This window comes from Collimonas arenae (genome assembly GCF_001584165.1).
In the GTDB taxonomy this organism is placed as follows: domain Bacteria; phylum Pseudomonadota; class Gammaproteobacteria; order Burkholderiales; family Burkholderiaceae_D; genus Collimonas; species Collimonas arenae.
Genome location: NZ_CP013233.1, coordinates 563,116 through 588,167 on the forward strand (window position 1 = coordinate 563,116; position 25,052 = coordinate 588,167).

Here is a 25,052-nt window from a genome sequence, read left to right on the forward strand (position 1 = left end):
GTCCGTGGAAGTCTAATTGGCCGCCAGTTGCAGCAGCATGTACAGTCGTTATGGTAGTTTTAGAGCACAGTTACAATTTATGTATGTTCTGTGCTTGTTGTCGTTCTTACTTATGTGTTTCCGGCATGTTGCCGAACCGTGATGCCGGATTTGTCATTTGCGGCCGCCGCCGTGGCCCCGCTCGTAAAGTCACCCCCATGGCCTCCGCCGTGCCGACCGCCGTCGCCTCCCCCCGAGTACAGCGGATTGGCGCTGACATAGGCGGTCACTGCGTGGTCAAGCACGCCGGGCGGTGCTGTTTGGCTCAGGTCGAAGTGCTCGATGTATTCCTCACCGTCGAAATTCCAGGCGAATGATTTGTCGCCCACCACGAATTTCACGATTTCCCCACCGGTAACGTTGACATACGTGGTGTCGGGGGCAATCACGATGGTACGAGTGGCTGCCATCACCGGTGCCGGATCGCCCCACAGATCCGGCCGGGGAGGCAGCGAGCAGGCGCTGCAAAGCATGACGGCGAGGACGTTCGGGACAAGCAATTTGATGTTCATGGTTCCCTCCTGCACTGATATATGGCGAGAGGGCAATATGCGCACATCGGCCACACCTCATTAGAGTGCGGCGCATGATGTTTTGTTCAGCGAGCCTCCTGGCGGAACAGGCTCGCCGCCATCGCTACGGCAGGCCGGATGGGCCGACTGCGGGGCGTTACAAGGCCTGCAAGAATTCCTGAACGGCATCGGCAAACGCTTGCGGTTGTTCCGTGGCGCTCAGGTGCGAAGCGTCTTTCAGCACGACCAGGTGTGCCTGTGGAATCTGCTCGGCCAGCGTTTGCGACATGGCCAACGGCGTGCCCTGATCCAGTTCGCCGGCAATCACCAGTGTCGGCGCGGCAATTTGCGGCAGGCGCGCGATGGTATCCACCGTGCCGACCGCATGGCAGCAGCCGATATAGCCATCCGCAACGGTGCTGGTCAGGCGCTGCCGGAAGCGCGCCACTGTGGCGCTGTGTTCAGTACGGAAACGATCATGGAAGTAGCGCCCCATGACGGCATCGGCAATCGTCTCGATACCATGCGCGCGCACGGTTTCGATGCGCTGTTGCCAGGCATCGCGCGCGGCTGCCGGATATCCGGACGTGGTGTTGGCGATCGCCAGTGCCGCTACCAGGGATGGATGGCGCAACGCCAGTTCCTGGCCCACCATGCCGCCCATCGACAAGCCGATCCACACCACCGGGCCGGAATCTAGTTCGCGCAACAGCGCGGCAGCATCATCAGCCATCTCGGCAATACTGTACAAGCCTGGCGGCGCATCGGAGGCGCCATGGCCTCGATGATCATAGGCGATCACGCGGCAGTCGGCGGCGAGCCGGTTGGCCAGTTCGTCCCACATCGTCAGATCGCAACCCAATGCGTGGCTGAGCACAATGGTATGGCGCGGCGTCTTGCCGTTGCGGGGCGCGCGCACGCTGTAATGGAGCGCCGGCTTGCTGCGGCTGGCGGCTTCCTTGCCGATGCCGGGATGGGGGCAAGCCGCAGGCGTTGACGGCGCCAGCGTGTAGCCGATCTGCTCGCCGATTTCGCGCAGGATTTTCTGTGCGTGCGTGAAAGCAGTGTTGGCCGCCGGTACGCCCGCATAGATGGCCGACTGCATCAGCACCTCTTTCATTTCGTCCGGCGTGAGGCGGGTCTCTGTATCGCCCAGCAATGCGGCGCGCACATGCAATTCGAATTCTTCCCAGCGGCCGAGCGCGATGGTCGTCGCGAGCACAATCACGCGGCGGGTTTTGGCATCGAGTCCTGGACGCCCCCAGATTTCATTCCATGCGAATCGAGAAATCAGATTCTGGAACTCCGCGTTGAAGCTGGTGGCGTTGGCAACCGAGCGGTTAACCCAGTCGTCGCCAAGTATGCGGCGACGGTTCTGCATGCCGCGTTCGAAGTCATGGTCAATTGGATCGTAGCTCATTATTTGTTCACCTATTCATGTCTATGGTTGTGGCGGCGAATACCTTGCCGCGGCTTCACGCCAGTGCTGTCGGTGGTTGCATTGTCTTCATCATGGCGCGCAAGGTCTGTAACTGGCGGCGCGCAAGCGTCTCTGCCGGCGTCGTCGCAGCGACCGCATCAAACAGCACCAGCAATTGCGCGGTGTCGATTTTTTCGCGCAGGCAGGTATCAGCTTTTACCGCATCGGTAACGATTTCTGCCAGTTGCTTGCCGCTGGCGACGGCCTGTTGGGTCAATTGCTCTATCAAGGCGTGCGCCTGCGGCCGGCCAATTGCGCCGGCCAGGTGGATCGATACGGCTTCTGCAAACACCAATCCTTGCAGAGCATCGATATTGCGGCGCATCCGCGCAGTATCGACATGTAGTCCCGCCACGGCTTCAGCCAATGCAGTCAGTGCACCATGCGCGCTAAGAAACAGCCCCGGCCATTCTGCCAATTCGGCTTGCCAGTTACCTAGGCCGCGCTCATGTTGCTGGCCCATCACGGCCAGCAGCGCTGCTGCGTGTTGCGGCGTGCGCGCGGCGGCGGCCAGCGCGATCATGGCCGACACGGGATTGCGTTTGTGCGGCATGGCCGACGAGCCGCCGCGGCCGTTGCCGGACGGCTCTGCCAGCTCGGCGATTTCGCCTTGCGCCATTAGGCTGAGATCGGTCGCGATCTTGCCAAGGCTACCGACCAGAACCGCCACTTCCAGGCCGAGCCGTACCCATTCGTCGCGCTGGGTGTGCCAGGCGGCGTCGGCGACTGCCAGTCCCAGCGCGTCTGCCATACGATGTGCGACAGCGCCACCTTTGTCTCCCATCACTGCCAGCGTACCGACTGCGCCACCGAGCTGCAATTGCAGTGCGCGTTGTGCAGTTTCGCGCAACTGCAGGCGGGCGCGTACAAGCGGCGCCGCCCAGCCAGCCAGCTTGAAACCGAAGCTGGTCACCTGCGCCGGTTGCATCAGCGTGCGCGCCAGTATCGGCGTTGCCAGATGCTGTTCTGCCAGATCCAGCAAACTCTCAATCAGCGTCTGCAGGCCGGTATCGATCAGGCCAAGTGCATGGCGGGTGACCAGCACCATCGCGGTGTCGAGAACATCCTGACTGGTGCTGCCCCAGTGCACATGGGTTGCCGATTCCTGGTTGTACAGCGCCACAGTCTTGGTCAACTCTTTCACCAGCGGAATCGCCAGGCTGCCGGCCCGGCGGCCGGCATGGACGAGCGCCGGAATGTCGTATAGCTGGGCGTTGCAGACGCCGGCGATGGCTTTGGCTGCAGTTTCGGGGATGATGCCTTCGGCCGCTTGGGCACCTGCTAGCGTTTCCTCGAAACGGAACATTGCTTGCACCACGGCGCTGTCGTCGAATACCGCGATCATGTCCGGGGTGGTGAGAAAACTGTCAAATAGGGAAACGCTCACTGGTGCTCCGTTCGGTTAATGACGATAGATGCGGTTTGTGGATGCGTTTAAACGTAATCGAAAAATACGGTTTCCTTGTCGCTCTGCATCCAGATATCCCAATGGTATTGCGCATCGCCCAGCTTCCGTGCAATCAGCGTGGCACGCCGATCAGCAAGGACTTGGGCGAGAATCTCGGATTGTGCCAAGCCGCTGTCATCTTCCAGGAAGACGGCAGTGAACTGGTGTTTGACCAGGCCACGTGCAAAGATGGTTGCAAACAGCACCGGCTTGCCGGCGGTGGCTGGCGTCGGCAACGATACTTCGATGCAGAAGGCGCCGTCGTCGTTGCTGGGGATGCGCCGAAAACCGGGTATCGCCTGTGCGGATTCAGCGGCGACTGCATCAGGCAACCAGGCCTCAATCCAGCCATCGCTGATCGGCGCACCGTTGCCGTCGCGGATCACGCCGCTGATGGTGACGGTCGGCGCGCCGCTGATCAGCGCGTTGCTGGCGTCGACGCCCCAGCGCCAGGCTTCATGCGGGAATGGGCCGATGGTCTGTGAAGTGGTGATGTTGGAAGCCATTTTTTCTCCGTTTTAAAGGTCCGTTCTTGAGGTCTGTTTAAAGACCCATTGGTGTGGCATCGCGGCCGCGCAACACAATATCGAACTCGTATCCCAGCATTTTGTCGTCGACTGTTTGTTCCAGGCTGAAGCGGGCGATCAGCCGTTGCCGCGCAGCCAGATCAGGGATGCTTTGAAAGATCGGGTCGTAATCGAACAGTGGATCGCTTGGGAAATACATTTGCGTAACCAGGCGTTGTGCGTAGACGTTGCCGAACAGCGAAAAATGGATATGTGCCGGACGCCATGCCTTGTGGTGGTTGCCCCAGGGATAAGGGCCAGGTTTGATCGTGACAAAACGGTAGCGGCCCTCGTCGTCGGTCAGCATCTTGCCGAAGCCGTAGAAGTTCGGATCGAGCGGTGCATCATGCTGGTCGCGCTTGTGCCAATAGCGGCCGGCGGAATTGCACTGCCAGACTTCGAGCAGCGAGTTGCGCACTGGCTTGCCGTCTTCATCGAGGACGCGCCCGGTGATGACGATCTTTTCGCCGAGCGGCTCACCCTGGCCGTGGCTGGTCAGGTCGGTATCGTGCGGCAGGATCAGGTTGCGTGATACCGCAATGTTGGTCTGCACCGGCTCGGCGGCGCGTATTCGCAGCGGTGCCTGAGTCGGACCGCGTTTGGCGGTGGAAGCATACGGTGGATAAACCAGGGTGGGGTAGACGCCGGTTTCTACGGAATCGAATCTCACGTCAGTGTTCCTTATCGGTTGGGTGGTGCGTTGCATTACCTAACTTGTTGTTTCGTCTTTTATCGTCTGGCATTAACGAGGAAAAATCTGTTTTCCGCCGTTCAATGAGAGTTGTGCGAATGTCGCGCAAGCGAGCTGGTTTTGATGAAGCGATTGCATGATAGGTCTCGCCAATTTGGCTAACAAGACGATTTTGTGCTGTAGTATTCGCATATCGCCCATATTGTGCGATATGCGCCCAAAGAGGGATGTAATGTCTGAAAACTCAAAAAATCAACATGTAAAGCCAGGCGTGGAACCGGCTGCGCCCGCTGTTTCCGGGACCGCGGGAGAGGAGCCGTTGAAGCGCGATCTGGTCGCGGGCCTGGAAAAGGGCTTGCAGGTTATTGAAGCCTTCGACCAGGAGCGCTCGCGGCTGACGATCAGCGAGGTCGCGCAGCGCGCCAATCTCACGCGTGCGGCGGCCAGGCGTTATCTGATTACATTGACCCATCTGGGATATGTCCGGCATGAACAGAAAGTGTTTTCGCTGACGCCAAAAGTATTGCGACTGGGACAGTCTTATCTCCATTCGGCGCGTTTGCCGCGCATTGTTCAACCCATGCTTTATCGCCTGGCGTACTCGCTGGAAGAGGCCGCATCGGCTGGCGTACTGGATCACGATGACCTGGTTTGCGTGGCCGCCGTCAGTGCTGGCCGCCTGGTGTCGACGACGCTGCAGCCGGGAACCCGGGTGCCGGCGTTTTGCACCGCCAACGGTCGCGTGTTGCTGGCCAGCTTGCCACCGCAGCAGGTTGAGGAGATCCTGGCGCGATTGTCGCTGGAGCCGATCACCGAGCACACCATCGTTAGCAAAGAACGGCTACTGCTGGAAATTGCGCGGACCCGAGCTCAAGGCTATGCGGTGGTGGATCAGGAGCTTGAACTGGGCCTGCGGACGATTGCCGTGCCGCTCAAGAACTTTCGAGGACTCACGGTCGCCGCGATGAACGTCAGCGTGCATGCCGCGCGGATACCAGTCGAAGATATCGTCGAGCGCTGCCTGCCGGCGCTGCTGAAAGCGCAGGTTGAACTGACTGCGTTGCTGTAGTTTTCTGTGGTTTGTTGTTCAGATGCCGCGACAGATGTTGCGTCAGATGTTGCGCCGATTACACCCACAGCATCAGGGTATTGGCGGTGGCCTGCAACGCGGGTACGCAGCGCGCAGCCGCTTCGGCTTTGGAGCAGCTCGATGTCATCATCGATACGCTCAAGGCGCCGATCAGTGCGCCGCGCCGGCTCTTGATCGGCACTGAAATGCCGCGGAAGCCGATTTCATACTGGTTTTCGGTGATGCTAAAACCATCCTCGCGGATCGCCACCAGTTCGCGAAATAGTTGCTCCTTGTCGACCACGGTCAGGTGCGTGTAGGCGATCAGCTCGACTCCATCCAGATAGGCCCGCAACTCATCGTCCGGCAACGCCGACAGCAACACTCGGCCGGCGGTCGAAGTGTAGGCCGGCAAGCGTGTGCCGGGCTCGAAGCCGGTGGTCAACTGCTGCGGCGCATTGACGCGGCTGACATAGACCACGTCATGGCCTTCCAGTACCGAGTAATTGGTGGATTCGTGCAGTTGCAGGGTCAGCCGTTGCAGGAATGGCACGATCGCACGCGGCAGCCGCGCCGAATCCAGATACGAACGCCCCAGATTGAGCACCTTGGGCGTCAGCCAGAAGCTGCGGCCGTCAGTCGCCGCCAGGCCGATATGCACCAGCGTCAATAAGTAACGGCGTGCCGCGCTGCGGCTGAGCGCGACCTTTTCCGCCAGTTCGCTGGCGGTAAGGCGCACGGTATCGTCATTGAACGCGGTGATGACATCGATGCCTTTGATCAAGCCATCGATCAGATCGCGTTTGGCCACTTCCACTTCGTGCAATTCAGGCTTTTTCATCGCAAATAATCTCAAAAATGCGCGTTAATCGCGCCATTTGCGCGATTAACGCAGTATGACAGGTTTTTCACCCTATTTTTCTCCGTATCGCGTTCCTATACTTGCCCTGACTCATTAGCCAAGGACCAGCATGACTGTGCAAGAACACAACCCGGAACCGAACAATCCGCTCGGCATCGACGGCATCGAATTTGTCGAATATGCAACCGCGCAGCCGCTGGCGCTTGGCGCCTTGCTTGAACAGATGGGATTTGTCGCCACCGCCCGCCATCGCTCACGCGAAGTGACCTTGTACCGCCAGGGCACGATGAATGTGATCGTCAATGCCGATCCATCGTCCTTGCCGCAATCCGACATCGACCCGCAAGCAACCGTCATCAGCGCCATCGCGTTGCGGGTGCGCGATGCTGACGCAGCGTATCGCCATGCAATCGAGATGGGCGCCTGGGGCATTCAGACTCGCGCCGGCGTGATGGAACTGAATATTCCCGGCGTACACGGAGTCGGCGATTCGATCCTGTACTTTGTCGATCGCTTCCGCGATTTCTCGATCTACGACGTCGACTTCAAGCCGATCTTGAACGCTCCGGTGAATCCACCTGCATTAGCCGGCCTGCACTTTTTCGGTGTGGTGCAAACCATAGGCCGTGACCGCTCGCCGGAGTGGATCGATTTTTATCAGCAACTGATGGATTTTCGGCCGTTGCCGCAAGGCCGTTATTTTGGCGTGTTGCCAAAAGGGGTACTGCTGGAAAGCCCTTGTCATCGTTTTTACCTGCAACTGGTAGAGCCGCCGGAGGGCGCCGCAGGTCTGCAATGGGACGAACAATTGATCCGGGTCGGCCTGGGGGCGCCCGATGTGTTGGAAGCGGTACGGCAACTGAAGCAGCGCGGCATCGTCTTCATCGACCGTGAACCGGCGCAAGCCAGTGAAAAGGGTGCATTGACGCAGTTGTACAAGAGCGGCATCAGTTTCGAGTTGGTGGTCAGCCGTCAGGGGAGCCAACATGCTTGAGATTTCCGGCACTACGCGCATTTTTCCTGTCATCGGTTGGCCGGTCGAGCAAGTCAAGGCGCCGGCATTGTTCAACGCCTACTTCAAACGTCACGATATCGACGCCCGCGTCGTGCCGTTGAAGATCGCCCCGGCTTCCTACATTGCGGCGGTGCGCCTCTTGATGGCGGCAGAAAACGTGGGCGGCATCCTAGTGTCGATTCCGCACAAGCCGATGAGCGTTGAAGCTGTCGACCAGCCGACTTCCCGCGCAGTGCTGGCCGGCGCCTGCAACGCGATTTACAAAGGCGCGGATGGACATACCTTGATCGGCGATCTGATCGACGGCGAAGGATTCATCCGTGCATTCGATCGCACCTGCGCCGGCACGCGCTTCGATTGGCCGCACGCCAGAGCTTTGGTGGTCGGCAGCGGCGGCGTCGGTTGCGCAGTGGCGGCAGCGTTGGCGGCGCGCGGCATCGGCCATGTGGCGATTTACGACACGCGCATCGAGCAGGCTGAAGCATTGCGTCAGCGCCTGCAAAAAACTTTTTCGACAACGGAAGTGAGCATCGGCACGCCAAGCGCCGAAGGCTACGATCTGGTGGTCAACTCGACCCCGCTCGGTATGGCAGAGGACGATCCGCTGCCGTTTGACTTGAACGGTATCAAGTCGTCCTGCATCGTTGCCGACTGCGGCATGAAAATCGAAATGACCCGCTTGCTGGTGGAAGCGCAGCGGCAAGGCTGCCGTATCCAGAAGGGCCGTGAAATGATGATCGAGCAGGCGCCCTTATATCTCGAACTGTTCGGTTGGCCCGGTGTGTCGTCGGATGCATTCCGTGCGCTGGAGGCGATATGAACCTGAGCAACTTTGGCATGGACAGCATTACCCTGGCCGGGCCACTGGAGTCGAAGCTGAGTGCTTCCAAGGCTGCCGGATTTTCGCAGATCATGTTGTGGGCCAAGGATTTGGCAGGTCATCCCGGCGGTCTGGAGCAGGCTGTGCGCCTGGTCAAAGCGAGTGGGATACGCGTAACCGGCATTCAGGTCATGCGCGACTTCGAAGGTTTGTCCGGCGCCTTGCACGAATACAAGCTCGACATTGCCAAGAACATGCTGCAGGTGTGCAAGGCCGTCGGCGCGCCGTTGCTGATGGTCTGTTCAAGCACATCCAGCCACGCCAGCGGCGACATGCCGGTGATCGCGCAGCACCTCGCCAAACTGGCGACCCTGGCGGTGCCGCTTGGCGTGCGCGTCGGTTACGAAGCGTTGTCCTGGGGCCGTCACGTCAATCAATATACGCAGTCGTGGGAGGCGGTGGAAATGGCCGACCACGCCAACCTGGGGGTGGTGATCGACTCCTTCCACATGCTCGCTAACCAAGCTGATCTGGATGGTTTGGAAGACATCCCAAGCCACAAGATCGCAATGGTGCAGCTGTCCGATTTCATGTGGCGCGATATCCGCAGTGCCGAAGAACGGCTGGAAACGGCGCGCCATCTGCGTGTGTTTCCAGGTGAAGGCGCGCACTCGAAGGAATTGTCCGAATTGCTGCGGCGCCTGGATCGAGGCGGCTATCGCGGCGATTACAGTTTCGAAGTATTCAATGACGATTACCTGCAACTGTCGCCGGACATCGTCGCGCGCCGCGCGCACCGCGCCGCCAAATGGGTCACCGATCAGGTCCTGAGGCGCAGCTTGCAGGTGCGTCAACCGACGGCGGGGCATCCGACAATGGCATAGACGCCAGACATTCATGAAAGCAGCTGCCAATAACAAAAAAAATGCAGCGCCATAGAGCTAAAAAATCAGGAGACAGCATGACCCCGCACCCAAAATCCGTTCTGGTTCTGAACGGACCTAATCTCAACCTGCTCGGCCGCCGCGAACCGGCCGTATACGGTGCGCAGACACTGGCCGACGTCGAAACCATATGTCGCGAGGCATGCCGGACGCATGGCTTCACGCTTGATTTCCGCCAGTCCAACCATGAAGGCGTGTTGATCGACTGGATCCACGAAGCTGGCGCCGCTCAGGCTGCCGGTACGTTGGCAGGCGTAGTGTGCAATGCCGGCGCGTACACCCACACGTCGGTAGCACTGCATGACGCGATCAAGGGCGCCGCGGTACACCTCATCGAATTACATATATCGAATGTCCATGCGCGCGAAGCGTTCCGCCAGCACTCATGGCTGTCGCCGGTAGCGCAGGGAGTGCTAGCCGGTTTCGGCGCCAACGGTTATGCGTTGGCGATTGCTGCACTGGCCATGCTGCCGACCGGATCAAAGCAGTAGGTAATACGGAGGCCCTCGCTTCGTGGTCCCGGGGGGAAACCGCTGCACGCGTCTTGCAGTGCATCGGAAGATCAAACATAAAAATAAATCATACGGAGATGTCATGAAGAGAAAGTTAGTCGTTGCCGGCTGCCTCGCCGGTTGTTCCGCGGTTGCGCAGGCCGATTCCAACGTTACGTTGTATGGCGATATCGACCAATACATAGGCTACATCCACAGTAGCAGCGGCAACAGTGTCACCGGGCTGAACGATGGAGGCATCCTGCGCAGCCGCCTTGGCTTGCGTGGTGTGGAAGATCTGGGCAGCGGTTACCAGACCAAGTTCACGCTGGAACAGGGATTGAGCGCCAACACTGGTGCGGCGGCCGATTCCAGCCGTCTGTTTGACCGCCAGGCATGGATCGGCATGAATACGCCAGTCGGTGAATTTCGTATCGGGCGGCAGAACACCATCATTTTCTTCATCGGCGGCGCCATCGATTACACCGAACGCACCACCTACGGTTCAGTCATTAATACTTTCGGCGTGCCATCGCGCTATGACAATGACATCTCTTACAAGTCGCCGCGCATTACCGGTTTTCAGGCTGATGCACACTACGCGCTCACCGAAACTGCGGGCGAAAGTGTCGGCACGCGCGGCGTGTACCAACTGGGGCTTGACTATACCAACGGCCCGTATCGCGCCGGTTACGCCGGATTGTGGGCCAAGCCGGCAGCGAATGCTACGTACTCGCAGATGGTGGTCTATCACAATGTCTACGCCGACTACGATTACGGCCACGGCAAACTGTACTTCGCCTATGTCCGCAGCAACAACGTGACAGCCAGCGCTAGCGGCAATACCGCGGCAGCCATCCTCAACAATGTCAGCATCCCGAATAATGCATTTCCTGGCACCAACGCCAGTGTGCAACGGATGTTTAACATCTATCAGGTATCGGCCGACTACCGCATCAATCCGCAACTGCGTATCGGCGCCTTGTACGGCGTGATTAAGGATTCATCCGGAGGCAATGCCGGTGCGCAGGGAGGCAACGTCGGCGCGTATTACGACTTGTCGAAGCGGACCACCTTGTATGGTTTCGGCAATTACATGAAGAACGATGCCAATGCCGGTTTCCGTTTCAGCGGCTCCGCCGGCCCTACGGCCAACCTGACCGGCGCCGATATCAACGGCAAGAGCCTGGTCGGTTTGCAAGCTGGCATTCTGCATCGCTTCTAGGCGGATTGCTCAGTGGATTAGTTTCATGCAGGCATGACGAAAATCACTATTCGGCATGCCAAGAAAATATACTTACAGTTTACAGAAGGTCGTTATGCCTACCTCTACACTATCGCAAGAAATGCCCGCCAAGGCTGCTGCCGACGCAACGCAGCCGACAACGGCACACTCTCCGCGCAAGGCGGCGCTGGCCAGCTGGATCGGCAGCGCCGTCGAATATTACGATTTTTTTATCTACGGCACCGCTGCAGCGCTGGTGTTCGGCAAGATCTTTTTCCCATCGTTCGATCCGGTGGCTGCCACCGTCGCTGCGTTTGCCACGTTCGGCGTCGGTTATGTGACGCGTCCGATCGGTGCCGTGTTGCTGGGCCATATCGGCGACCGCTATGGCCGCAAGAAAGTACTGACCTTTACCTTGCTGCTGATGGGGGTTTCCACTTTCACGGTCGGCTTGTTGCCAACCTATGGCCAGGTCGGCATTGCCGCGCCGATCATGCTGGTCATCCTGCGTATGCTGCAAGGTGTGTCGGCTGCGGGTGAGCAGGCCGGCGCCAATTCGATGACGCTCGAACATGCGCCTGCGCATCGGCGCGCTTTTTTCACAAGTTTCACCTTGAGCGGCACCCAGGCCGGGCTGATTCTGGCAACCCTGGTGTTCCTGCCGATTTCAGCGCTGCCCGAAGAGCAGTTGCTGTCTTGGGGCTGGCGCATTCCATTTTTCCTGAGTGCGATCGTGGTGTTGGTCGGTATCTGGGTGCGCCGCACCTTGCCGGAGACACCTGCCTTCGAACAGGAAAAATCGCATAAGAAGGCCAAACTACCGCTTGCGGTGCTGTTGCGCGATCATAAGAAGAATCTGGCGCGGGTCATCTTCGCCGCCCAGATATCAGTGGTAAGCACCATCTTCAGCGTGTTCACGCTGTCATATGCGGTCAATACCATGCATATTGCTCGCGCAACGATGCTGACGGTATTGATCCTGGCAAACGTTGTGGCGCTGGCCGCAATCCCGGCCTTTGCTGCCCTGTCGGACCGCATCGGCCGCAAGCCGGTATTCATTTTTGGCGCGCTCGGCTCGGCCTGCTTGATCTGGCCGTATCTGTGGTGCATCAGCCAGGCGAATATTCCGCTCATCTTTGTGTTCGGCCTGCTGCTGTCGGGTGTGGTCTACAGTGCGGCGAACGGCATCTGGCCATCCTTGTATGGCGAAATGTTCAACACTCAAGTACGGTTGTCAGGTATGGCGATCGGCACCCAGATCGGCTTTGCGCTGGGCGGCTTTGCACCGACGATCAGCGCGGCGATCCTGGGGCAGGGCGTGAACGGCTGGATGCCGGTGGCGATATTCGTGAGCGCCACTTCGATCATCTCCGCCATCTCGGTGGCCACGGCGCGCGAAACCTATCGCACACCGATGAGCGAACTGGGGAAAAGCTAAGCATCCGGGAAATCATCGGTGTTCCGTTGTTGGGATTGCGTACGTGATGCGTCGCTATTCCAGCGATAATGATGTTAATGGTGCATGATTCCGCATGCATGGAGACGCAGCAATGAAAACAAAAAATATGACCGCCGAACAAATCAGCGCGAATCGAAAATCCCGCAAGGCGGCGTTCGGCAGCTTCGTCGGTGCAGTAGTCGACTGGTACGATTTCCTGCTTTACGGCATTACCGCAGCACTCGTATTCAACACGCAGTTCTTTCCCAATACCAGCCCGACGATAGGCACGCTCGCCGCGTTTGCCACGTTCGGCGTCGGCTTTCTGTTCCGGCCGCTGGGCGGCATTGTTTTCGGACATTTCGGCGACAAGCTGGGTAGAAAACGGATGCTGGTGATCACGGTGATGATGATGGGTGTCTCCACGGCGCTGATCGGATTGCTGCCGACCTACGCTAGCATCGGCTGGTATGCGCCGCTGGCGCTGGTCGTGTTGCGGGCGTTGCAAGGTTTCGCGGTGGGCGGAGAATGGGGTGGGGCGGCGCTGATGGCGGTTGAAAGTGCGCCGGAGGGGAAGAAGGCGTTTTACAGCAGCGGCGTGCAGGTTGGCTATGGCGTTGGCCTGGTTCTAGCAACAGGCATTGTGTCGATTCTCACCCATACGCTTGGCAACGATGCATTCATGTCGTGGGGCTGGCGCATTCCTTTCCTGATCAGTATTGTCCTGGTGCTGGTTGCGGCATGGATTCGTTCGACGATGGAAGAGTCCGAGGAGTTTGTCAAAAAGGTTGGGATTCATGGCGAGCGTACCGAGAAAATACCGGTGTTGACTGCTCTGCGTAATCACCCTGAGAGCTTCTTGCTGATCATCGCGCTGCGTATGGCGGAAATGTTCACGATGTATATCGTGACTGCCTTCGCATTGGCTTATTCGACCAAGAATCTGGGCATGTCGCGCGATCTGTTCCTCAACATCAGCCTGCTGGTTGGCGCAGTGAGTTGCGTGACTATCCCTGTCTTTGCGATGCTGGCCGACCGTATCGGCTTGAAACGCGTGTATGTCACCGGCGCCATCATCGGGCTGCTTTCTTCGGTGCCATTTTTCATCGCGATGGAAGCTCGCTCGATAGTCTGGATCGTGATTTTTCCGTGTTGCTCGCCAATATTGCGCACGACATGGTGGTGAGCGTGCAGCAACCCCTGTTCACCGAGTTGTTTGGCGCCGAATATCGTTACAGTGGCGCCGGCGTCGGTTATCAATTCGCTAGCGTGGTCTGCGGTGGTTTCACACCGTTCATTGCCACCGCACTGCTTGGTGTCGACGGCACATGGCATGCGGTAGCTGCGTATCTTGCTGGCGGGTGCCTGCTATCGGTGATCGTCTCCTGGCGCATGAAGGTGGGCGGTTCCAAGCCGCAAGCCAATGCGGCCCGACCTTACCCACATCCGGCCGGATCGAAATCGGTGATCTGATCCACGCGGCTCAAATAAAAAAAGCCCGCTGCGCGCCCCCTGTTTCCAGGGGGGGGGCGCAGCGGGCTTTTGTGAATGTGCTTGCTTAAACGTTGAACAGGAAGTTCAGCACGTCGCCATCCTTGACCACGTATTCCTTGCCTTCGGCGCGCATCTTTCCCGCTTCCTTGGCGCCTTGTTCGCCCTTGTGGCTGATGAAGTCTTCATAGGCGATGGTTTGCGCGCGGATGAAACCGCGTTCGAAGTCAGTATGGATTACGCCAGCTGCTTGCGGAGCAGTGTCGCCGACATGGATGGTCCATGCGCGCACTTCCTTGACGCCCGCGGTGAAATAGGTTTGCAGGCCTAGCAGCTTGAAGGCGGCGCGAATCAGGCGATCCAGGCCCGGCTCTTCCATGCCCATGTCAGCCAGGAACTCCTGCTTGTCGGCGTCGTCCAGATCGGCGATTTCCGATTCGATCGCAGCGCAGATGGCGACGATAGGCGCATTCTGCGAAGCCGCGTAAACGGTCAACTGGTCCAGCAGCGGGTTGTTGGTGAAACCGTGATCGGAAACGTTGGCGACATACATGGCCGGCTTGGCGGTGATCAGGCACAGCGGCTTGATCAGAGCCATTTCTTCAGCGTCGAGGCCGCAAGCGCGGACCGGCTTGGCCTGGTCCAGTTCCGGCATCAGGCGTTCCAGCAGGGCTACCAGCTTGGCGGCGTCCTTGTCGCCGGAGCGGGCTTTCTTGTTTTCGCGATGAATGGCTTTTTCCACCGTGCCCATGTCGGCCAGTGCCAGTTCGGTCTGGATGACGTCGATGTCGTCGAGCGGATTGATCTTGCCGGCGACGTGGATCACGTTGTCGTCTTCAAAGCAGCGCACGACGTTGACGATGGCGTCGGTTTCCCGGATGTGCGCCAGGAACTGGTTGCCCAGGCCTTCGCCCTTGGAGGCGCCGGCCACCAAGCCGGCGATGTCGACAAATTCCACGGTTGCCGGCAGGATGCGCTCAGGCTTGACGATCTCGGCCAACGCTTTGAGGCGCGGATCCGGCACTTCGACCATGCCGACATTCGGCTCGATGGTACAGAACGGATAGTTTTCTGCCGGAATGCCTGCTTTGGTCAGGGCATTGAAGAGGGTCGATTTACCGACGTTGGGGAGGCCGACGATGCCGCATTTGAGACTCATGGAAAAACTTTCTAAATCAATAGGTTAGCTGTGTTTTATATTCGTTTTGCGAGCCAACTGCGGTTGAGTTCGGCTGAATTCTGAAATTGCACAGTGGAAATTAATGTGGAGGCAGTATCCGATAATGATATCGGATGGCGATACAGCTACTTTCGCCGCTTTCGCGCCCATCCGCTCCCAAAACCTCAATTGTAACTCTCCCGGACCCGCTTATCCAAAGGCAGGCGGCAAACCGCTGTTGTATATTGGGCCATGTAGCCGGTTTATTCAGGTTTTGCCTTGAGGCGTACCTCGGTCAATCCGAAATATTGTGAAAAACAAACGTTTTCCCATTCTGCCGGATTTGCTTTGATCTCATTGAAAAAAGTGATCGGCTTAGGTTCGTGAACGTAGCCTGCAACTTCCAGCGCGCCGCCCTTTGCCCGTTTGGCAGCATCAAAACGCGCCAACATCAGCGACTGCAAATCGGCGGATGCGGTCAAGCCCTCGACAACCGGCCTCCAGGTGTGATTTGGATAGAGTGCGAAACTCGCCACAACAGCGATGATGCCGACCACCAGACCGCCGGCCATCAGGGATTTACGTTTGGTTGTCTTGGCAGGACGCGGCCTGGCGTGAAGGTATGCCGCAACCAGGAAGCCCAGCACGTTCACCAGCATGAAGTCGATGGTTCGCGCACGTTCAGGGCCCAGGTCGTTCATTACAAATGTTCTGGCAAAAATGCTGGCCCACAGAGCAAAAAACAGGAATACCGAGAAGCCGACTACGAAGCGCCGCGAGAATGCGATTTCTTTGCGCGGGCGGGTGATTGCGAAGACGCAGTAAAACAGCAGCAAGCTCACTAAAAACGAAGCAACGTATTTCAGCAGGATCAGCTTGAGCGCAACGGCGGCCGCCAACAGCACATTGATATGTTGCGGCATTGTCGCCGCGCGCAAAAAATTGCCGGGAGCTGCCCCGGAAATGATCGCACCAGCGATAGCGGCTGCGAGCACGAACGCGACAGCACGGTGTGTTTTTCGGACGAAGCAGCAGATCATCAGAGGAAACAGCAGTGCGATATGTGCAAGCATGACTGTTTCGTTGAAGCTAGCCAGCAGCACGCTCGCCAATGACAATATTGCGACGCGCTTTGTTGAAAGCACGGAATTGCCTCTGAATATCTGCAACTCTTCGGCAATGAGCGTCAGGAATAGTGCGCATGCAATGCCGTAAGTGGCGCCGCCTGCCAGCCAGAACAGGGATTCTCGCATGCGAAACGTTACCATCAGCAGAACGAAGAACAGTAGGGTGAACGCCGCATTTTTAATACCGACCACAGACAAAAAATGCCGCGCCGCCAGGAAGTTGAGCGTCAGGATAAGCAACGGAACGATGTAGTAGTAGTGCAGCAGCACCTTGTCCGAAACGGCAAATGCGCCGATCAGGAAAGCCGGTGTATAACGGCCTCCCCAAGTCAGATATTCCGTCACCACGTTTTGAAAGACACCTCGGGTACGCGCGCCAAAGCCGTAGCAGAAATCGTCAGCGGCCGGAATTGCGTGAAACGCATTCCAGAGAATCCATAGCAGGAATATGACTCCGATTACCAGCACACCGTTGCGGATGAAAATGGTCAGCCGATCACCGGGAGTATCAAATGCATCGTTCGCCTGAACGCCAAAAAATCGTACCTCGTCGGTCTTTGATTTCATCTTTTTTCTTGGTTGTATTGCATCATATTGAATTTGCGTTTGCCGAATTGTATTCGGCAAACAGTCGGCAGGGCAATTCGGCATTGGTTTGCCGGGGTTTGGCGACAGCCTGAATCGGGAAATCGGCGAATATCCATGGATTTGCAGGAAATAAGGTTCGGAAATGTTAGTCAACCCTCTTTTTTCAGTAGAATGCGCTGGATTAACCGATGGATTGCGGCCGCGTGCGGTATTGGAAAAGTAAATTAATGACAACGAAAAAACGAATCGTATCGATAGTGGCGCCTTTCTATAATGAAAGCGACGGCATCGATCATTTTCATCAGGCGATTCGTGAAATCATTAATGCGATTCCTGAATTCGACTTTGAAATCATTTGCGTGGACGATGGCAGCAGCGACGATACATTGAAGAAACTGGTGGCGCTCGTTGCCAGGGACAGTTGTTTCCGCGCGGTCGAGTTGTCACGAAATTTTGGCAAGGAAGCGGCCCTGACCGCCGGGATAGACTCTGCCATCGGCCATGCGGTGATTCCCATCGATGCCGATCTTCAAGATCCACCGGAACTCATACACCTGCTTATCGCGGAGTGGGAAAAGGGCGCAGAGATCGTACTGGCAAGACGCGTTGATCGTAGCTCCGACACATTCCTGAAGCGCAAGACGGCCGAGTTGTTCTATCGCATCCACAATCGCCTGACGCATATCAAGATCCCGGAAAACGTCGGCGACTTCCGCCTGATGGATCGCGTTGCGGTTGATGTTCTTAAAGCCCTGCCGGAACGCCAGCGCTTCATGAAAGGCCTGTTTGCCTGGGTGGGATTCAAGACTGCAGTGGTCGACTATACGCGGAACCCGCGCACCGTCGGCAACACCAAGTTCTCGGGATGGAAACTCTGGAATTTTGCACTTGAAGGAATAACCAGTTTCAGTACTGCGCCGCTCAAGTTGATGACCTACGTCGGCGCCGGCGGCACGGCGATCACGCTTTGCTACGCCTTATATATCGTTTTCCGGACGCTCATCCACGGCATTGATGTTCCGGGCTATGCTTCCCTGCTCGTCGCGATTTTATTTTTCGGCAGCCTGCAATTGCTCGGCATCGGCATCCTGGGAGAGTATATCGGCCGCATCTACATGGAAAGCAAGCAAAGGCCGATCTATGTGATTCGCAAACATCATGGCCACGCCGAAGATGTGGCAGGCGAAACCAGCCTGGATGCGCAAGCTTATGGGTGATATGCGCGACGCCGAGTCCGTGGCTGCCGCCAGCCGTCTGTCCCTATTGCAATTCGTCGTATTCGCCGTCGTCGGTGCGACGGGGACGCTGATTCATTATGCGATTCTGTTGTCGTTGGTCGAACTGCTTGGCCGGAGCGCCATGGTCGGCACCATCGCCGGATCGATCGCTGGCGCGGTATGGAATTTTTTCCTCAATCACCGGTTGACCTTCAAAAGCCAGCAGCAATTTCATCAGACCGCGCCGCGTTTCTTTCTGATCGCCGCAGTCAGCCTCGCACTCAATGCAGGACTGATGTATCTACTGGTAGAGCGCTTTCGCGTGAACTACCTGATCGCCCAGCTGGCGGTGACGGTTTTCATCCTGTGCGTCAACTACATTTCCAACGCACTCTGGACGTTCAACCGGTCGGCCAAGTAGGCTACGCCAGATGGGATAACCGGCCGAACGGCGCCGTGACGAACTCCCGGGGCAACCGATTTCTACAGCGATACTATTTGGCAGCCGTGTGCAACTGCATTGTCGCCGCTTCGAATTTACCTTCGCACAGCATGGGAATGATTTTCAGGCTGGCGACTATCGCATCCTCGATCAGCGGCTGCTCATCCTTGCGCGGGCGATGCAACACGAAATCCGCGACGACCTGTTGCAAGTTCAATGTGCGCGGATGGCCGATGCCCAGTCGCAGGCGCCAGTAATCCTGGGTGCCGAGTGCGGCCGTGATGTCCTTCAAGCCGTTGTGGCCGCCGGATGAACCGCCCTTTTTGAGCTTGGCGCTGCCGGGCGGAAGGTCGAGCTCGTCGTGCACCACCAGGATTTCGTCGGCGGCGATCTTGTAAAAGCGAGCGATGGCGCCTACTGATTGGCCGGAGCGGTTCATGAAGGTTGCGGTTCCAGCAGCCACACTTCCTGTCCGGCGATACTGGCTTTGGCGGCGAACGCGTTGAAGCGGGATTCGCGCGCCAGGTTGCGGCCGAGATCGTTGGCCAGGTTGTCGACCAGCCAGAAGCCGGCATTGTGGCGGGTTTGCTCGTATTCCGGGCCGGGGTTGCCGAGGCCGACGATGAGACGAATAGGCATGGTGTTTTCTCTTTTTTTTCTGGAGCGACAGGACAGGGCGCAGGGCTTGCTTCAAACTGCGGCAGCAACAGCGCCGATTATCGCGGATATTGGATGGTCCCGTCCAATCGGCTGCATTCCTGTCAGGCGCGCTGCCGGCAATAAAAAACCCGCCACGAAGGGCGGGTTTTTCGGCCAGGATAAGCTCTGGCAAATACGACGATGAATTACTTCTTGTCAGCGGCGTCAGCAGCTGGTGCAGCTTCAGCGGCTGGCGCGTCAGCTTCAACTTTACCAGCTGGGATCGATGCAGTAGCGATCGTCAGGTTTTCTTGCGATACAGCGGAAACGCCCTTCGGCAGCTTCAGGTCAGCCAAGTGGATCGAGTGACCGACTTCGATGTTGGTCAGGTCGACTTCAACGAACTCTGGCAGGTCGCCTGGCAGGCAGGAGATGTCCAGTTCGGTCAAGACGTGGCTGATGATCGCGCCGGACAGTTTCACTGCAGGAGCGATTTCTGCATTGATGAAGTGCAGAGGCACTTTAACGTGGATAGCTTGTTTAGCGTCGACGCGCTGGAAGTCAGCGTGCAGGACCAGTTGCTTGTATGCGTGGACTTGGAAGTCGCGCAGCAGAACTTTCTGTACCTTGCCGTCGATTTCGAGATCGAGGATCGAGGAGTGGAAAGTTTCTTTTTTCAGCGCGTGGTACAGCGCATTGTGGTCCAGCGAGATATTGACCGGCGCGTCGGAACCACCATAAACGATACCTGGTGTTTGGCCAGCATTGCGCAGGCGGCGGCTCGCTCCGGTCCCCTGCTCTTTGCGTACAAATGCGATTACTTTCATTTTGAAGCTCCATTGTGTGCCGGACTATTTACGATGGTCCGGCGGTAAAAATCCCCCGCGACCAGGGGATTTAAGGTCATCTCTGCACCTGTTGCCAGATACAAAGACAATAAAACCTATAAAAACTTATTCTGCAAACAGCGACATCACCGAGTCGCCCTTGGTAATACGCTTGAACGTTTCAGCCAGCAACTCTGCACACGACAACTGGCGAATCTTGCCGCAGGCCTTGGCTTCTGCCGACAGCGGAATCGTATCGACCACCACCAGTTCGTCCAGCGGCGAATTAACGATGCGCTCAAGGGCAGGGCCGGACAAGACCGGGTGCGTACAGTAAGCAACCACTTTCTTGGCGCCGCGCTCTTTCAATACTTCGGCTGCCTTGGTCAGGGTGCCGGCGGTATCGACCATGTCATCCATGATCACGCAGTTACGGCCATCGACTTCACCGATGATGTTCATGACTTCCGACACATTCGCCTTCGGACGGCGCTTGTCGATGATCGCCAGGTCGCAGTTCAGGCGTTTGGCCAGCGCGCGGGCGCGAACCACGCCGCCTACGTCCGGCGATACGACCAGCAGGTCGTCGTAGTTCTTGCTTACCAGGTCGCCCAGCAAAATCGGCGACGCGTAGATGTTGTCGACTGGAATATCAAAGAAACCTTGAATCTGGTCAGCGTGCAAATCCATGATGATGACGCGTTCGACGCCTGCTTCCTGCAGCATGTTGGCGACGACTTTGGCTGAAATCGCAACCCGTGCTGAGCGTGGGCGGCGGTCTTGCCGCGCGTAGCCATAATAAGGAATCGCAGCGGTAATCCGGCCTGCCGAAGCACGCTTCAGGGCATCGACCATCAACATGATTTCCATCAAGTTGTCATTGGTCGGCGCGCAAGTCGATTGCAGCACGAATACGTCTTTGCCACGTACGTTCTCGTTGATCTCGACCATTACTTCACCGTCGGAGAATTTGGTAACGTTGGCCTTGCCTAGCGGGATACCGAGTTGCTTGGCAACTCCAATAGCTAGTTCCGGGTTTGCGTTGCCGGTAAAAACCATCAGGTTTTCGTTTGCCATGGAGATCCCTGGATACAGTCGTTAAAAAGTTGAAAAGCCGACAATGCCAGACTATTCTAGTCTTGCGTTGGCGGCTTATGTGTTCGCTATGAGCTGTTTTTGTATTTTGATGCGGCCTAACCAATCTGCCGCTGTGATGCTACTTGCTGCTGGGCATTATTGCCCTTGTTTAATGGCAGGGGAACAAGGATTCGAACCTTGGAATGCTGGAATCAAAATCCAGTGCCTTAACCAGCTTGGCGATTCCCCTACGCAACTTGTTGTCTACCATAAATCCGCGCTGATACTGCCTGATGCGCTTGAATCTGATGCTAAACCGAATTCTGTACAACTAATTTTTTAACAATCCAGCGAGCGGATGTTCCTGCATCGCCTTGGCTTTCCATGCTTTCCACTGGGTCGGCACTAATTTCAGTACCTTGTCAGCTTCGTGTTCTTCGGTAAACGCACAAAAAACACATGCACCTGAGCCGGTCATCCTGGCTTCTCCAAAATTGCCTAGCCAGTTGATGGCCTCTGCAACTTCTGGAAATTTACTGACAGCCACGACTTCCAGATCGTTTTTTCCGAAAAGTTTTTTAGTACCTATCGAAAAGTCCGTCATTTTGACGGGTTTCGTATTCCTTGTCAATTCCGAAGATGAAAAAATTATTGCTGTCGGAATTGTTACGCCGGGCTGAATTATAACGAACCATAGGGCAGGGGTGTCAAGCTTTTGCAGCGATTCACCGATTCCTTCTGCAAATGCATTCCTTCCGAACAGGAAAAACGGGACATCGGCGCCTAGTTGCAGGCCCAAAGCCATCAGTTCCTCACGCGACAATCCGCCTTGCCAGAGGTGATTCAGCGCCATCAGTGTGGTTGCCGCATCGGACGATCCTCCACCCAATCCGCCGCCCATCGGCAATTTCTTTTCGATGCCGATATTCGCGCCCAATGCGGTTGGGGCGGACGTACCCTTGGCCCGGATCGCGGATTGCAGCAGTTTGGCGGCGCGCACGATCAGGTCGCTCTCCTCCGGCACTCCCGGAATGTCGGTATGACGCCGGATCTGGTCGTCGTCGCGCATTTCGAAATGCAGGAGGTCGTTGAAATCGACCAGCTGAAATACGGTTTGCAGCAGATGATAGCCATCCGGACGGCGCCCGGTGACGTGCAGGAATAGATTCAGTTTGGCCGGGGCCGGGCAATTGTTCAGCGTGCGAGTCATTGCAAATTAACGTGGTTGGCGGCTGTCGATGACGATGCGAATCGCAACGTCGCCGGCTTGCGTGGCGTTGCGCGCCAGGTCTATCCGTTTCGGATAGCTTTCGGCGGCGTTGTCCTGATCTTGCCAGTTGGTATATTGGAGGCGCCAGTTGTCGGCGGTGGTGACGTTATACGTGTCGCTCGCAGGCGTGGCGATAAAGCGCTGGCCTGCGGCGTTCTGGCCGAAGCCTTGTAGCCAGTCGCGCAAACCGGCGATTGGCAGCGGCCAGCCCAGTGCCTGTACCGTCAATGCGTCAACATCACTGGCGCTGCGCAGCGGCTGGCCGGCTTGCGTCAGGGTTGCCTGGTCGGCGCCGATATTGATCGTGGCCAGAGTTTGCCCGAGCGGCGACAGCAGGGTTACAACGGTGTCCGCACCGTTTTGCGACCAGGTGAAGCTGCCGTGTAGCGCCTGCTCCTTGCCATCCTGTTCATAGCGCACCGACAAGCGGCCGCTGACATCAATCAGCTGGTGATACTGGCGCGCGACACCGCTCACGGCATTCGCTGCCGTGGTGCCGGTATTCGGCTGCTGAAAAGTGCTGCAGCCGCTGATCATGACGGCCAACGCCATCATGGACGCCAGCCCGAGCCGGCTTGCCGTATTGCTTAAGCGGCGCATCATAGGTTGGCGCGCAGCCGTGTCAGTGTGCTTTTCAAGGTGTCGTTCTGCGGATCCTTGCGCTGTACCTCTCGCCAGAATTTCTGCGCGTCGGTCTTTTGTCCCTTGACCCACAGGACTTCGCCCAGATGCACGCCGATTTCAGGATCCGGCAGCAAGGTATAGGCATTGCGCAATTGCGATTCCGCTTCGCCCAGGTTGCCCAACCGATACTGGACCCAACCCATGCTGTCGACGATGAACGGATCATGCGGTGCCAGCGCCAGCGCTTTCTGGATCAGCGTCAGAGCCTCGGGCAGGCGGATATTGCGGTCGGCCAGCGAGTAGCCAAGTGCATTGTAGGCTTGCTGGTTTTCCGGCGCCAGGGCGATCAGCTTGCGCAGTGCGCTTTCCATGGTGCTCAGATTGTCGAGCTTTTCCGCTGTCATGGCGTAGTCGTACAGCAGGTCGGGATTGTTAGGGTCGGTCTTGAGCGCGGTTTCCAGGACCTTGAAGGCTTCCTGCGGATGATTGGCGTCGCGTAGCAATTGGGCTTCCACTTGGGTTACCTGGGTTTTTTCGCGATCGCCATTGGTTTCGATTTCAGCCAGCACCTTACGCGCCGCAGCCAGGTCGCCACGTTTGGAGAGCAGCTGCGCACGGCGCAACTGAGCATCCAGGTAGGCGTCGCCCGGTTCTACTTGCGACAGCCATTTCAGTGCGGCGTCGGTATCGTTGCGGTCGGCGGCGATCTGCGACAGGATCAGCAGCGCCTGAGTGGTATCGCGCGACTCATCCGGACGTCGGCTCAACTGATCAAGGTAGGTTGTCAGGTAATGTTCGGCAGCCTTGGTGTCGCCAATCTGCGCATTCAGCAGGCCGAGCGCGAGCAGCGTGGTGGCATCCTGCTTGTCGCTTTTCAGCAGGATTTCAAATTGGCTGCGGGCTCTTTCGTACTGCTTCTGATCGATCAGCGTGCGTGCATAAGCCACGCGCACCTCGCGCGAGCCGGGATATTTTTTCAGGAAGTCGGTCAGGATGCGTTCGACTTCGCCATTGTCGGCGGCGACCTGCGCAGTGGTCAGGATTGCCAGTTCGGAATCGGGCTTCAAATTCAGTGCGATTTGCGCTTCCTCGCGCGCCCGGATGCTGTTGCCGGTGCTGAACGCTTCCTGCGCCAGCGCCAGATGGGCTTCCGACATCGACATGTACGGCCCCACCAGTTGCTCCAGCAAGGTGAGGGCGCCGGCTTTGTCCTGCGCCCGCGCCAGCAGGCGCTGGATTTGCAGCATCATGACGCCGCGCGCCTGCGGTAGCGCATCCTTCAGACGTTGTTCAAGGATCGGCCGGGCCTCTGCCAGATTGTTGCTGAGCATGATGAAGCCGAGATAGTACTGGGTGGCTTCTTCCGATTCCGGCGCCAGTTCGCGCCAGAGCCGGATCGCGACCAGCGCTTCATTGGCCTGCTTGGCGCTCAACGCCATTTCGGCGGCACGCCGCGCCAGGCGTGGGTCGCGGGTCTGTTGCGCCGCGCCCAGCAGCGTCACATAGGCCGATTGCCAGTTGCCGCGCTGGAAAGCGATTTCCGAACTGAGTACCTTGAACAGCAATTCCTTGGTCAGTGGGACTGCCGGCAACTGTTCTTCCGGCGGCTTGACCGGCATCGCTCGCGGTGCAAGTTTACGCGCTGCCAGTTGATCGGAACTGGCCGTCGGTGCAGGCGTCGCCTCGGGTGTTGCGGTTGCCGTCTTGGCGGAAGCGGTATCTTCGGTGTCGCTGCCTGGCGTTACGCCGGCGCATGCCGACAACAAGGAAGAGAGCGTTACAATGGCAAGGGCTTTTTTCAAGAGATATCCTGGCTTGGCAAGCATTTGTATGGATCTGGAAACAGATCCCTGGTCATTTCCCCCAACTCGCTCCCACTTTTTGATAGTGTGAAAGCCGGTTGCGAATTTTTTGGGCTAACCCTGATTTTACGCCCAACCAGAGTGCAATGCGCAGCGGAGGACTCGGGATTTGTTTCAAGAAGTATATGGA

At 57.6% G+C, this 25,052-nt stretch carries 23 protein-coding genes, 1 tRNA gene and 2 pseudogenes; 11 read left to right on the forward strand and 15 right to left on the reverse strand.

The genetic code is table 11. The features are described 5' to 3' along the window. Window positions 1-110: 110 nt before the first annotated feature. The 5 genes from CAter10_RS02670 to pcaH form a co-directional block, all read right to left on the reverse strand. Window positions 111-551 (reverse strand): CzcE family metal-binding protein, encoded by a 441-nt coding sequence (locus CAter10_RS02670; protein WP_082797768.1) that lies wholly within the window; start codon window positions 549-551, stop codon window positions 111-113. A gap of 157 nt (window positions 552-708) precedes the next feature. Next, window positions 709-1,971 carry a bifunctional 4-carboxymuconolactone decarboxylase/3-oxoadipate enol-lactonase PcaCD gene (gene pcaCD / locus CAter10_RS02675; protein WP_061532178.1) on the reverse strand — a complete coding sequence of 421 codons (1,263 nt, stop codon included), beginning with the start codon at window positions 1,969-1,971 and terminating at the stop codon, window positions 709-711. A gap of 55 nt (window positions 1,972-2,026) precedes the next feature. Further along, a complete protein-coding gene (locus CAter10_RS02680; RefSeq protein ID WP_061532179.1) occupies window positions 2,027-3,418 on the reverse strand; it encodes a lyase family protein in 1,392 nt (463 codons plus the stop codon). A gap of 47 nt (window positions 3,419-3,465) precedes the next feature. Continuing rightward, a complete protein-coding gene (locus CAter10_RS02685; RefSeq protein ID WP_061532180.1) occupies window positions 3,466-3,984 on the reverse strand; it encodes a peptidase associated/transthyretin-like domain-containing protein in 519 nt (172 codons plus the stop codon). Between the two features lie 37 nt (window positions 3,985-4,021). Beyond that, the gene (gene pcaH / locus CAter10_RS02690) at window positions 4,022-4,714 is read right to left on the reverse strand and encodes a protocatechuate 3,4-dioxygenase subunit beta (RefSeq protein WP_061532181.1); all 693 of its coding nucleotides are present in this window, start codon (window positions 4,712-4,714) and stop codon (window positions 4,022-4,024) included. A gap of 253 nt (window positions 4,715-4,967) precedes the next feature. On the opposite strand from pcaH, the gene CAter10_RS02695 reads away from it, so the two are divergent. After that, window positions 4,968-5,804, forward strand: coding sequence for an IclR family transcriptional regulator domain-containing protein (locus CAter10_RS02695; RefSeq protein ID WP_082797769.1), 837 nt, complete (start codon window positions 4,968-4,970; stop codon window positions 5,802-5,804). A 58-nt stretch (window positions 5,805-5,862) separates the two neighbouring features. Here the strand turns inward: CAter10_RS02695 and CAter10_RS02700 are convergent, their stop codons facing one another. Continuing rightward, the gene (locus CAter10_RS02700) at window positions 5,863-6,645 is read right to left on the reverse strand and encodes an IclR family transcriptional regulator domain-containing protein (RefSeq protein ID WP_061532182.1); all 783 of its coding nucleotides are present in this window, start codon (window positions 6,643-6,645) and stop codon (window positions 5,863-5,865) included. 130 nt (window positions 6,646-6,775) lie between these two features. Between CAter10_RS02700 and CAter10_RS02705 the strand changes: the two genes are divergently transcribed. From CAter10_RS02705 to shiA, 7 genes and pseudogenes are all read left to right on the forward strand, one after another. Then, complete coding sequence (locus tag CAter10_RS02705; protein WP_061532183.1) at window positions 6,776-7,660, forward strand: 4-hydroxyphenylpyruvate dioxygenase; 885 nt, start codon at window positions 6,776-6,778, stop codon at window positions 7,658-7,660. Next, window positions 7,653-8,501, forward strand: a complete 849-nt coding sequence (locus CAter10_RS02710) for a shikimate dehydrogenase family protein (RefSeq protein ID WP_061532184.1) — start codon at window positions 7,653-7,655, stop codon at window positions 8,499-8,501. The genes CAter10_RS02705 and CAter10_RS02710 overlap by 8 nt, the downstream gene beginning before the upstream one ends. Continuing rightward, complete coding sequence (locus CAter10_RS02715; protein WP_061532185.1) at window positions 8,498-9,385, forward strand: sugar phosphate isomerase/epimerase family protein; 888 nt, start codon at window positions 8,498-8,500, stop codon at window positions 9,383-9,385. Before CAter10_RS02710 ends, CAter10_RS02715 begins: the two co-directional genes overlap by 4 nt. A 77-nt stretch (window positions 9,386-9,462) precedes the next feature. Further along, window positions 9,463-9,936 (forward strand): type II 3-dehydroquinate dehydratase, encoded by a 474-nt coding sequence (gene aroQ, locus CAter10_RS02720; RefSeq protein WP_061532186.1) that lies wholly within the window; start codon window positions 9,463-9,465, stop codon window positions 9,934-9,936. Between the two features lie 103 nt (window positions 9,937-10,039). Continuing rightward, on the forward strand, window positions 10,040-11,161 hold the full coding sequence (locus CAter10_RS02725; protein ID WP_061532187.1) for a porin: 1,122 nt from the start codon (window positions 10,040-10,042) through the stop codon (window positions 11,159-11,161). 94 nt (window positions 11,162-11,255) lie between these two features. Then, window positions 11,256-12,599: an MFS transporter gene (locus tag CAter10_RS02730; RefSeq protein ID WP_082797770.1), complete on the forward strand. Its 1,344-nt coding sequence runs from the start codon at window positions 11,256-11,258 to the stop codon at window positions 12,597-12,599. A gap of 112 nt (window positions 12,600-12,711) precedes the next feature. Continuing rightward, a pseudogene (shiA, locus tag CAter10_RS02735) lies at window positions 12,712-14,072 on the forward strand (shikimate transporter). Window positions 14,073-14,157: 85 nt separating this feature from the next. Here shiA and ychF read toward each other — a convergent pair. Together ychF and CAter10_RS02745 are read right to left on the reverse strand one after the other, a co-directional pair. Continuing rightward, on the reverse strand, window positions 14,158-15,249 hold the full coding sequence (ychF, locus tag CAter10_RS02740) for a redox-regulated ATPase YchF (protein WP_061532189.1): 1,092 nt from the start codon (window positions 15,247-15,249) through the stop codon (window positions 14,158-14,160). 263 nt (window positions 15,250-15,512) lie between these two features. After that, window positions 15,513-17,117 (reverse strand): DUF6056 family protein, encoded by a 1,605-nt coding sequence (locus CAter10_RS02745; protein WP_128082969.1) that lies wholly within the window; start codon window positions 17,115-17,117, stop codon window positions 15,513-15,515. Window positions 17,118-17,191: 74 nt separating this feature from the next. Between CAter10_RS02745 and CAter10_RS02750 the strand changes: the two genes are divergently transcribed. Together CAter10_RS02750 and CAter10_RS02755 are read left to right on the forward strand one after the other, a co-directional pair. Further along, window positions 17,192-18,181 carry a glycosyltransferase family 2 protein gene (locus tag CAter10_RS02750; RefSeq protein ID WP_061532191.1) on the forward strand — a complete coding sequence of 330 codons (990 nt, stop codon included), beginning with the start codon at window positions 17,192-17,194 and terminating at the stop codon, window positions 18,179-18,181. Next, window positions 18,162-18,602 (forward strand): GtrA family protein, encoded by a 441-nt coding sequence (locus tag CAter10_RS02755; protein ID WP_164840406.1) that lies wholly within the window; start codon window positions 18,162-18,164, stop codon window positions 18,600-18,602. Before CAter10_RS02750 ends, CAter10_RS02755 begins: the two co-directional genes overlap by 20 nt. Before the next feature lie 73 nt (window positions 18,603-18,675). On the opposite strand, the pseudogene pth reads toward CAter10_RS02755, so the two are convergent. Continuing rightward, window positions 18,676-19,262 (reverse strand): annotated as a pseudogene (gene pth, locus CAter10_RS02760) (aminoacyl-tRNA hydrolase). Between pth and CAter10_RS02765 the strand changes: the two are divergent. Then, on the forward strand, window positions 19,261-19,467 hold the full coding sequence (locus CAter10_RS02765) for a hypothetical protein (protein ID WP_061532193.1): 207 nt from the start codon (window positions 19,261-19,263) through the stop codon (window positions 19,465-19,467). The pseudogene pth and the gene CAter10_RS02765 overlap by 2 nt on opposite strands. Before the next feature lies 1 nt (window position 19,468). Here the strand turns inward: CAter10_RS02765 and CAter10_RS02770 are convergent, their stop codons facing one another. The 6 genes from CAter10_RS02770 to CAter10_RS02795 form a co-directional block, all read right to left on the reverse strand. Next, complete coding sequence (locus CAter10_RS02770; RefSeq protein WP_061532194.1) at window positions 19,469-20,089, reverse strand: 50S ribosomal protein L25/general stress protein Ctc; 621 nt, start codon at window positions 20,087-20,089, stop codon at window positions 19,469-19,471. Window positions 20,090-20,215: 126 nt separating this feature from the next. Beyond that, on the reverse strand, window positions 20,216-21,166 hold the full coding sequence (locus CAter10_RS02775; RefSeq protein ID WP_061532195.1) for a ribose-phosphate pyrophosphokinase: 951 nt from the start codon (window positions 21,164-21,166) through the stop codon (window positions 20,216-20,218). A 173-nt stretch (window positions 21,167-21,339) separates the two neighbouring features. After that, window positions 21,340-21,416 (reverse strand) — tRNA-Gln (locus tag CAter10_RS02780). Window positions 21,417-21,497: 81 nt separating this feature from the next. Next, the gene (gene ispE / locus CAter10_RS02785; RefSeq protein WP_061532196.1) at window positions 21,498-22,376 is read right to left on the reverse strand and encodes a 4-(cytidine 5'-diphospho)-2-C-methyl-D-erythritol kinase; all 879 of its coding nucleotides are present in this window, start codon (window positions 22,374-22,376) and stop codon (window positions 21,498-21,500) included. 6 nt (window positions 22,377-22,382) lie between these two features. Next, the gene (locus tag CAter10_RS02790; RefSeq protein ID WP_236905480.1) at window positions 22,383-23,036 is read right to left on the reverse strand and encodes an outer membrane lipoprotein LolB; all 654 of its coding nucleotides are present in this window, start codon (window positions 23,034-23,036) and stop codon (window positions 22,383-22,385) included. Beyond that, window positions 23,036-24,886, reverse strand: coding sequence for a tetratricopeptide repeat protein (locus CAter10_RS02795; protein WP_061532198.1), 1,851 nt, complete (start codon window positions 24,884-24,886; stop codon window positions 23,036-23,038). The genes CAter10_RS02790 and CAter10_RS02795 overlap by 1 nt, the downstream gene beginning before the upstream one ends. Window positions 24,887-25,052 lie beyond the last annotated feature (166 nt).

Excerpts from the sequence above, each read along its gene's own strand:
- CAter10_RS02765 (WP_061532193.1), top strand. The coding sequence starts at position 19,261 with ATGGTGTTTTCTCTTTTTTTTCTGGAGCGACAGGACAGGGCGCAGGGC.
- CAter10_RS02795 (WP_061532198.1), bottom strand. The coding sequence starts at position 24,886 with ATGCTTGCCAAGCCAGGATATCTCTTGAAAAAAGCCCTTGCCATTGTA.
- aroQ (WP_061532186.1), top strand. The coding sequence starts at position 9,463 with ATGACCCCGCACCCAAAATCCGTTCTGGTTCTGAACGGACCTAATCTC.
- CAter10_RS02705 (WP_061532183.1), top strand. The coding sequence starts at position 6,776 with ATGACTGTGCAAGAACACAACCCGGAACCGAACAATCCGCTCGGCATC.
- CAter10_RS02695 (WP_082797769.1), top strand. The coding sequence starts at position 4,968 with ATGTCTGAAAACTCAAAAAATCAACATGTAAAGCCAGGCGTGGAACCG.
- CAter10_RS02775 (WP_061532195.1), bottom strand. The coding sequence starts at position 21,166 with ATGGCAAACGAAAACCTGATGGTTTTTACCGGCAACGCAAACCCGGAA.
- CAter10_RS02670 (WP_082797768.1), bottom strand. The coding sequence starts at position 551 with ATGAACATCAAATTGCTTGTCCCGAACGTCCTCGCCGTCATGCTTTGC.
- CAter10_RS02755 (WP_164840406.1), top strand. The coding sequence starts at position 18,162 with ATGCGCAAGCTTATGGGTGATATGCGCGACGCCGAGTCCGTGGCTGCC.
- CAter10_RS02700 (WP_061532182.1), bottom strand. The coding sequence starts at position 6,645 with ATGAAAAAGCCTGAATTGCACGAAGTGGAAGTGGCCAAACGCGATCTG.
- CAter10_RS02725 (WP_061532187.1), top strand. The coding sequence starts at position 10,040 with ATGAAGAGAAAGTTAGTCGTTGCCGGCTGCCTCGCCGGTTGTTCCGCG.
- ychF (WP_061532189.1), bottom strand. The coding sequence starts at position 15,249 with ATGAGTCTCAAATGCGGCATCGTCGGCCTCCCCAACGTCGGTAAATCG.
- CAter10_RS02685 (WP_061532180.1), bottom strand. The coding sequence starts at position 3,984 with ATGGCTTCCAACATCACCACTTCACAGACCATCGGCCCATTCCCGCAT.
- CAter10_RS02790 (WP_236905480.1), bottom strand. The coding sequence starts at position 23,036 with ATGCGCCGCTTAAGCAATACGGCAAGCCGGCTCGGGCTGGCGTCCATG.
- CAter10_RS02715 (WP_061532185.1), top strand. The coding sequence starts at position 8,498 with ATGAACCTGAGCAACTTTGGCATGGACAGCATTACCCTGGCCGGGCCA.
- ispE (WP_061532196.1), bottom strand. The coding sequence starts at position 22,376 with ATGACTCGCACGCTGAACAATTGCCCGGCCCCGGCCAAACTGAATCTA.
- pcaCD (WP_061532178.1), bottom strand. The coding sequence starts at position 1,971 with ATGAGCTACGATCCAATTGACCATGACTTCGAACGCGGCATGCAGAAC.
- CAter10_RS02710 (WP_061532184.1), top strand. The coding sequence starts at position 7,653 with ATGCTTGAGATTTCCGGCACTACGCGCATTTTTCCTGTCATCGGTTGG.
- CAter10_RS02750 (WP_061532191.1), top strand. The coding sequence starts at position 17,192 with ATGACAACGAAAAAACGAATCGTATCGATAGTGGCGCCTTTCTATAAT.
- CAter10_RS02770 (WP_061532194.1), bottom strand. The coding sequence starts at position 20,089 with ATGAAAGTAATCGCATTTGTACGCAAAGAGCAGGGGACCGGAGCGAGC.
- CAter10_RS02730 (WP_082797770.1), top strand. The coding sequence starts at position 11,256 with ATGCCTACCTCTACACTATCGCAAGAAATGCCCGCCAAGGCTGCTGCC.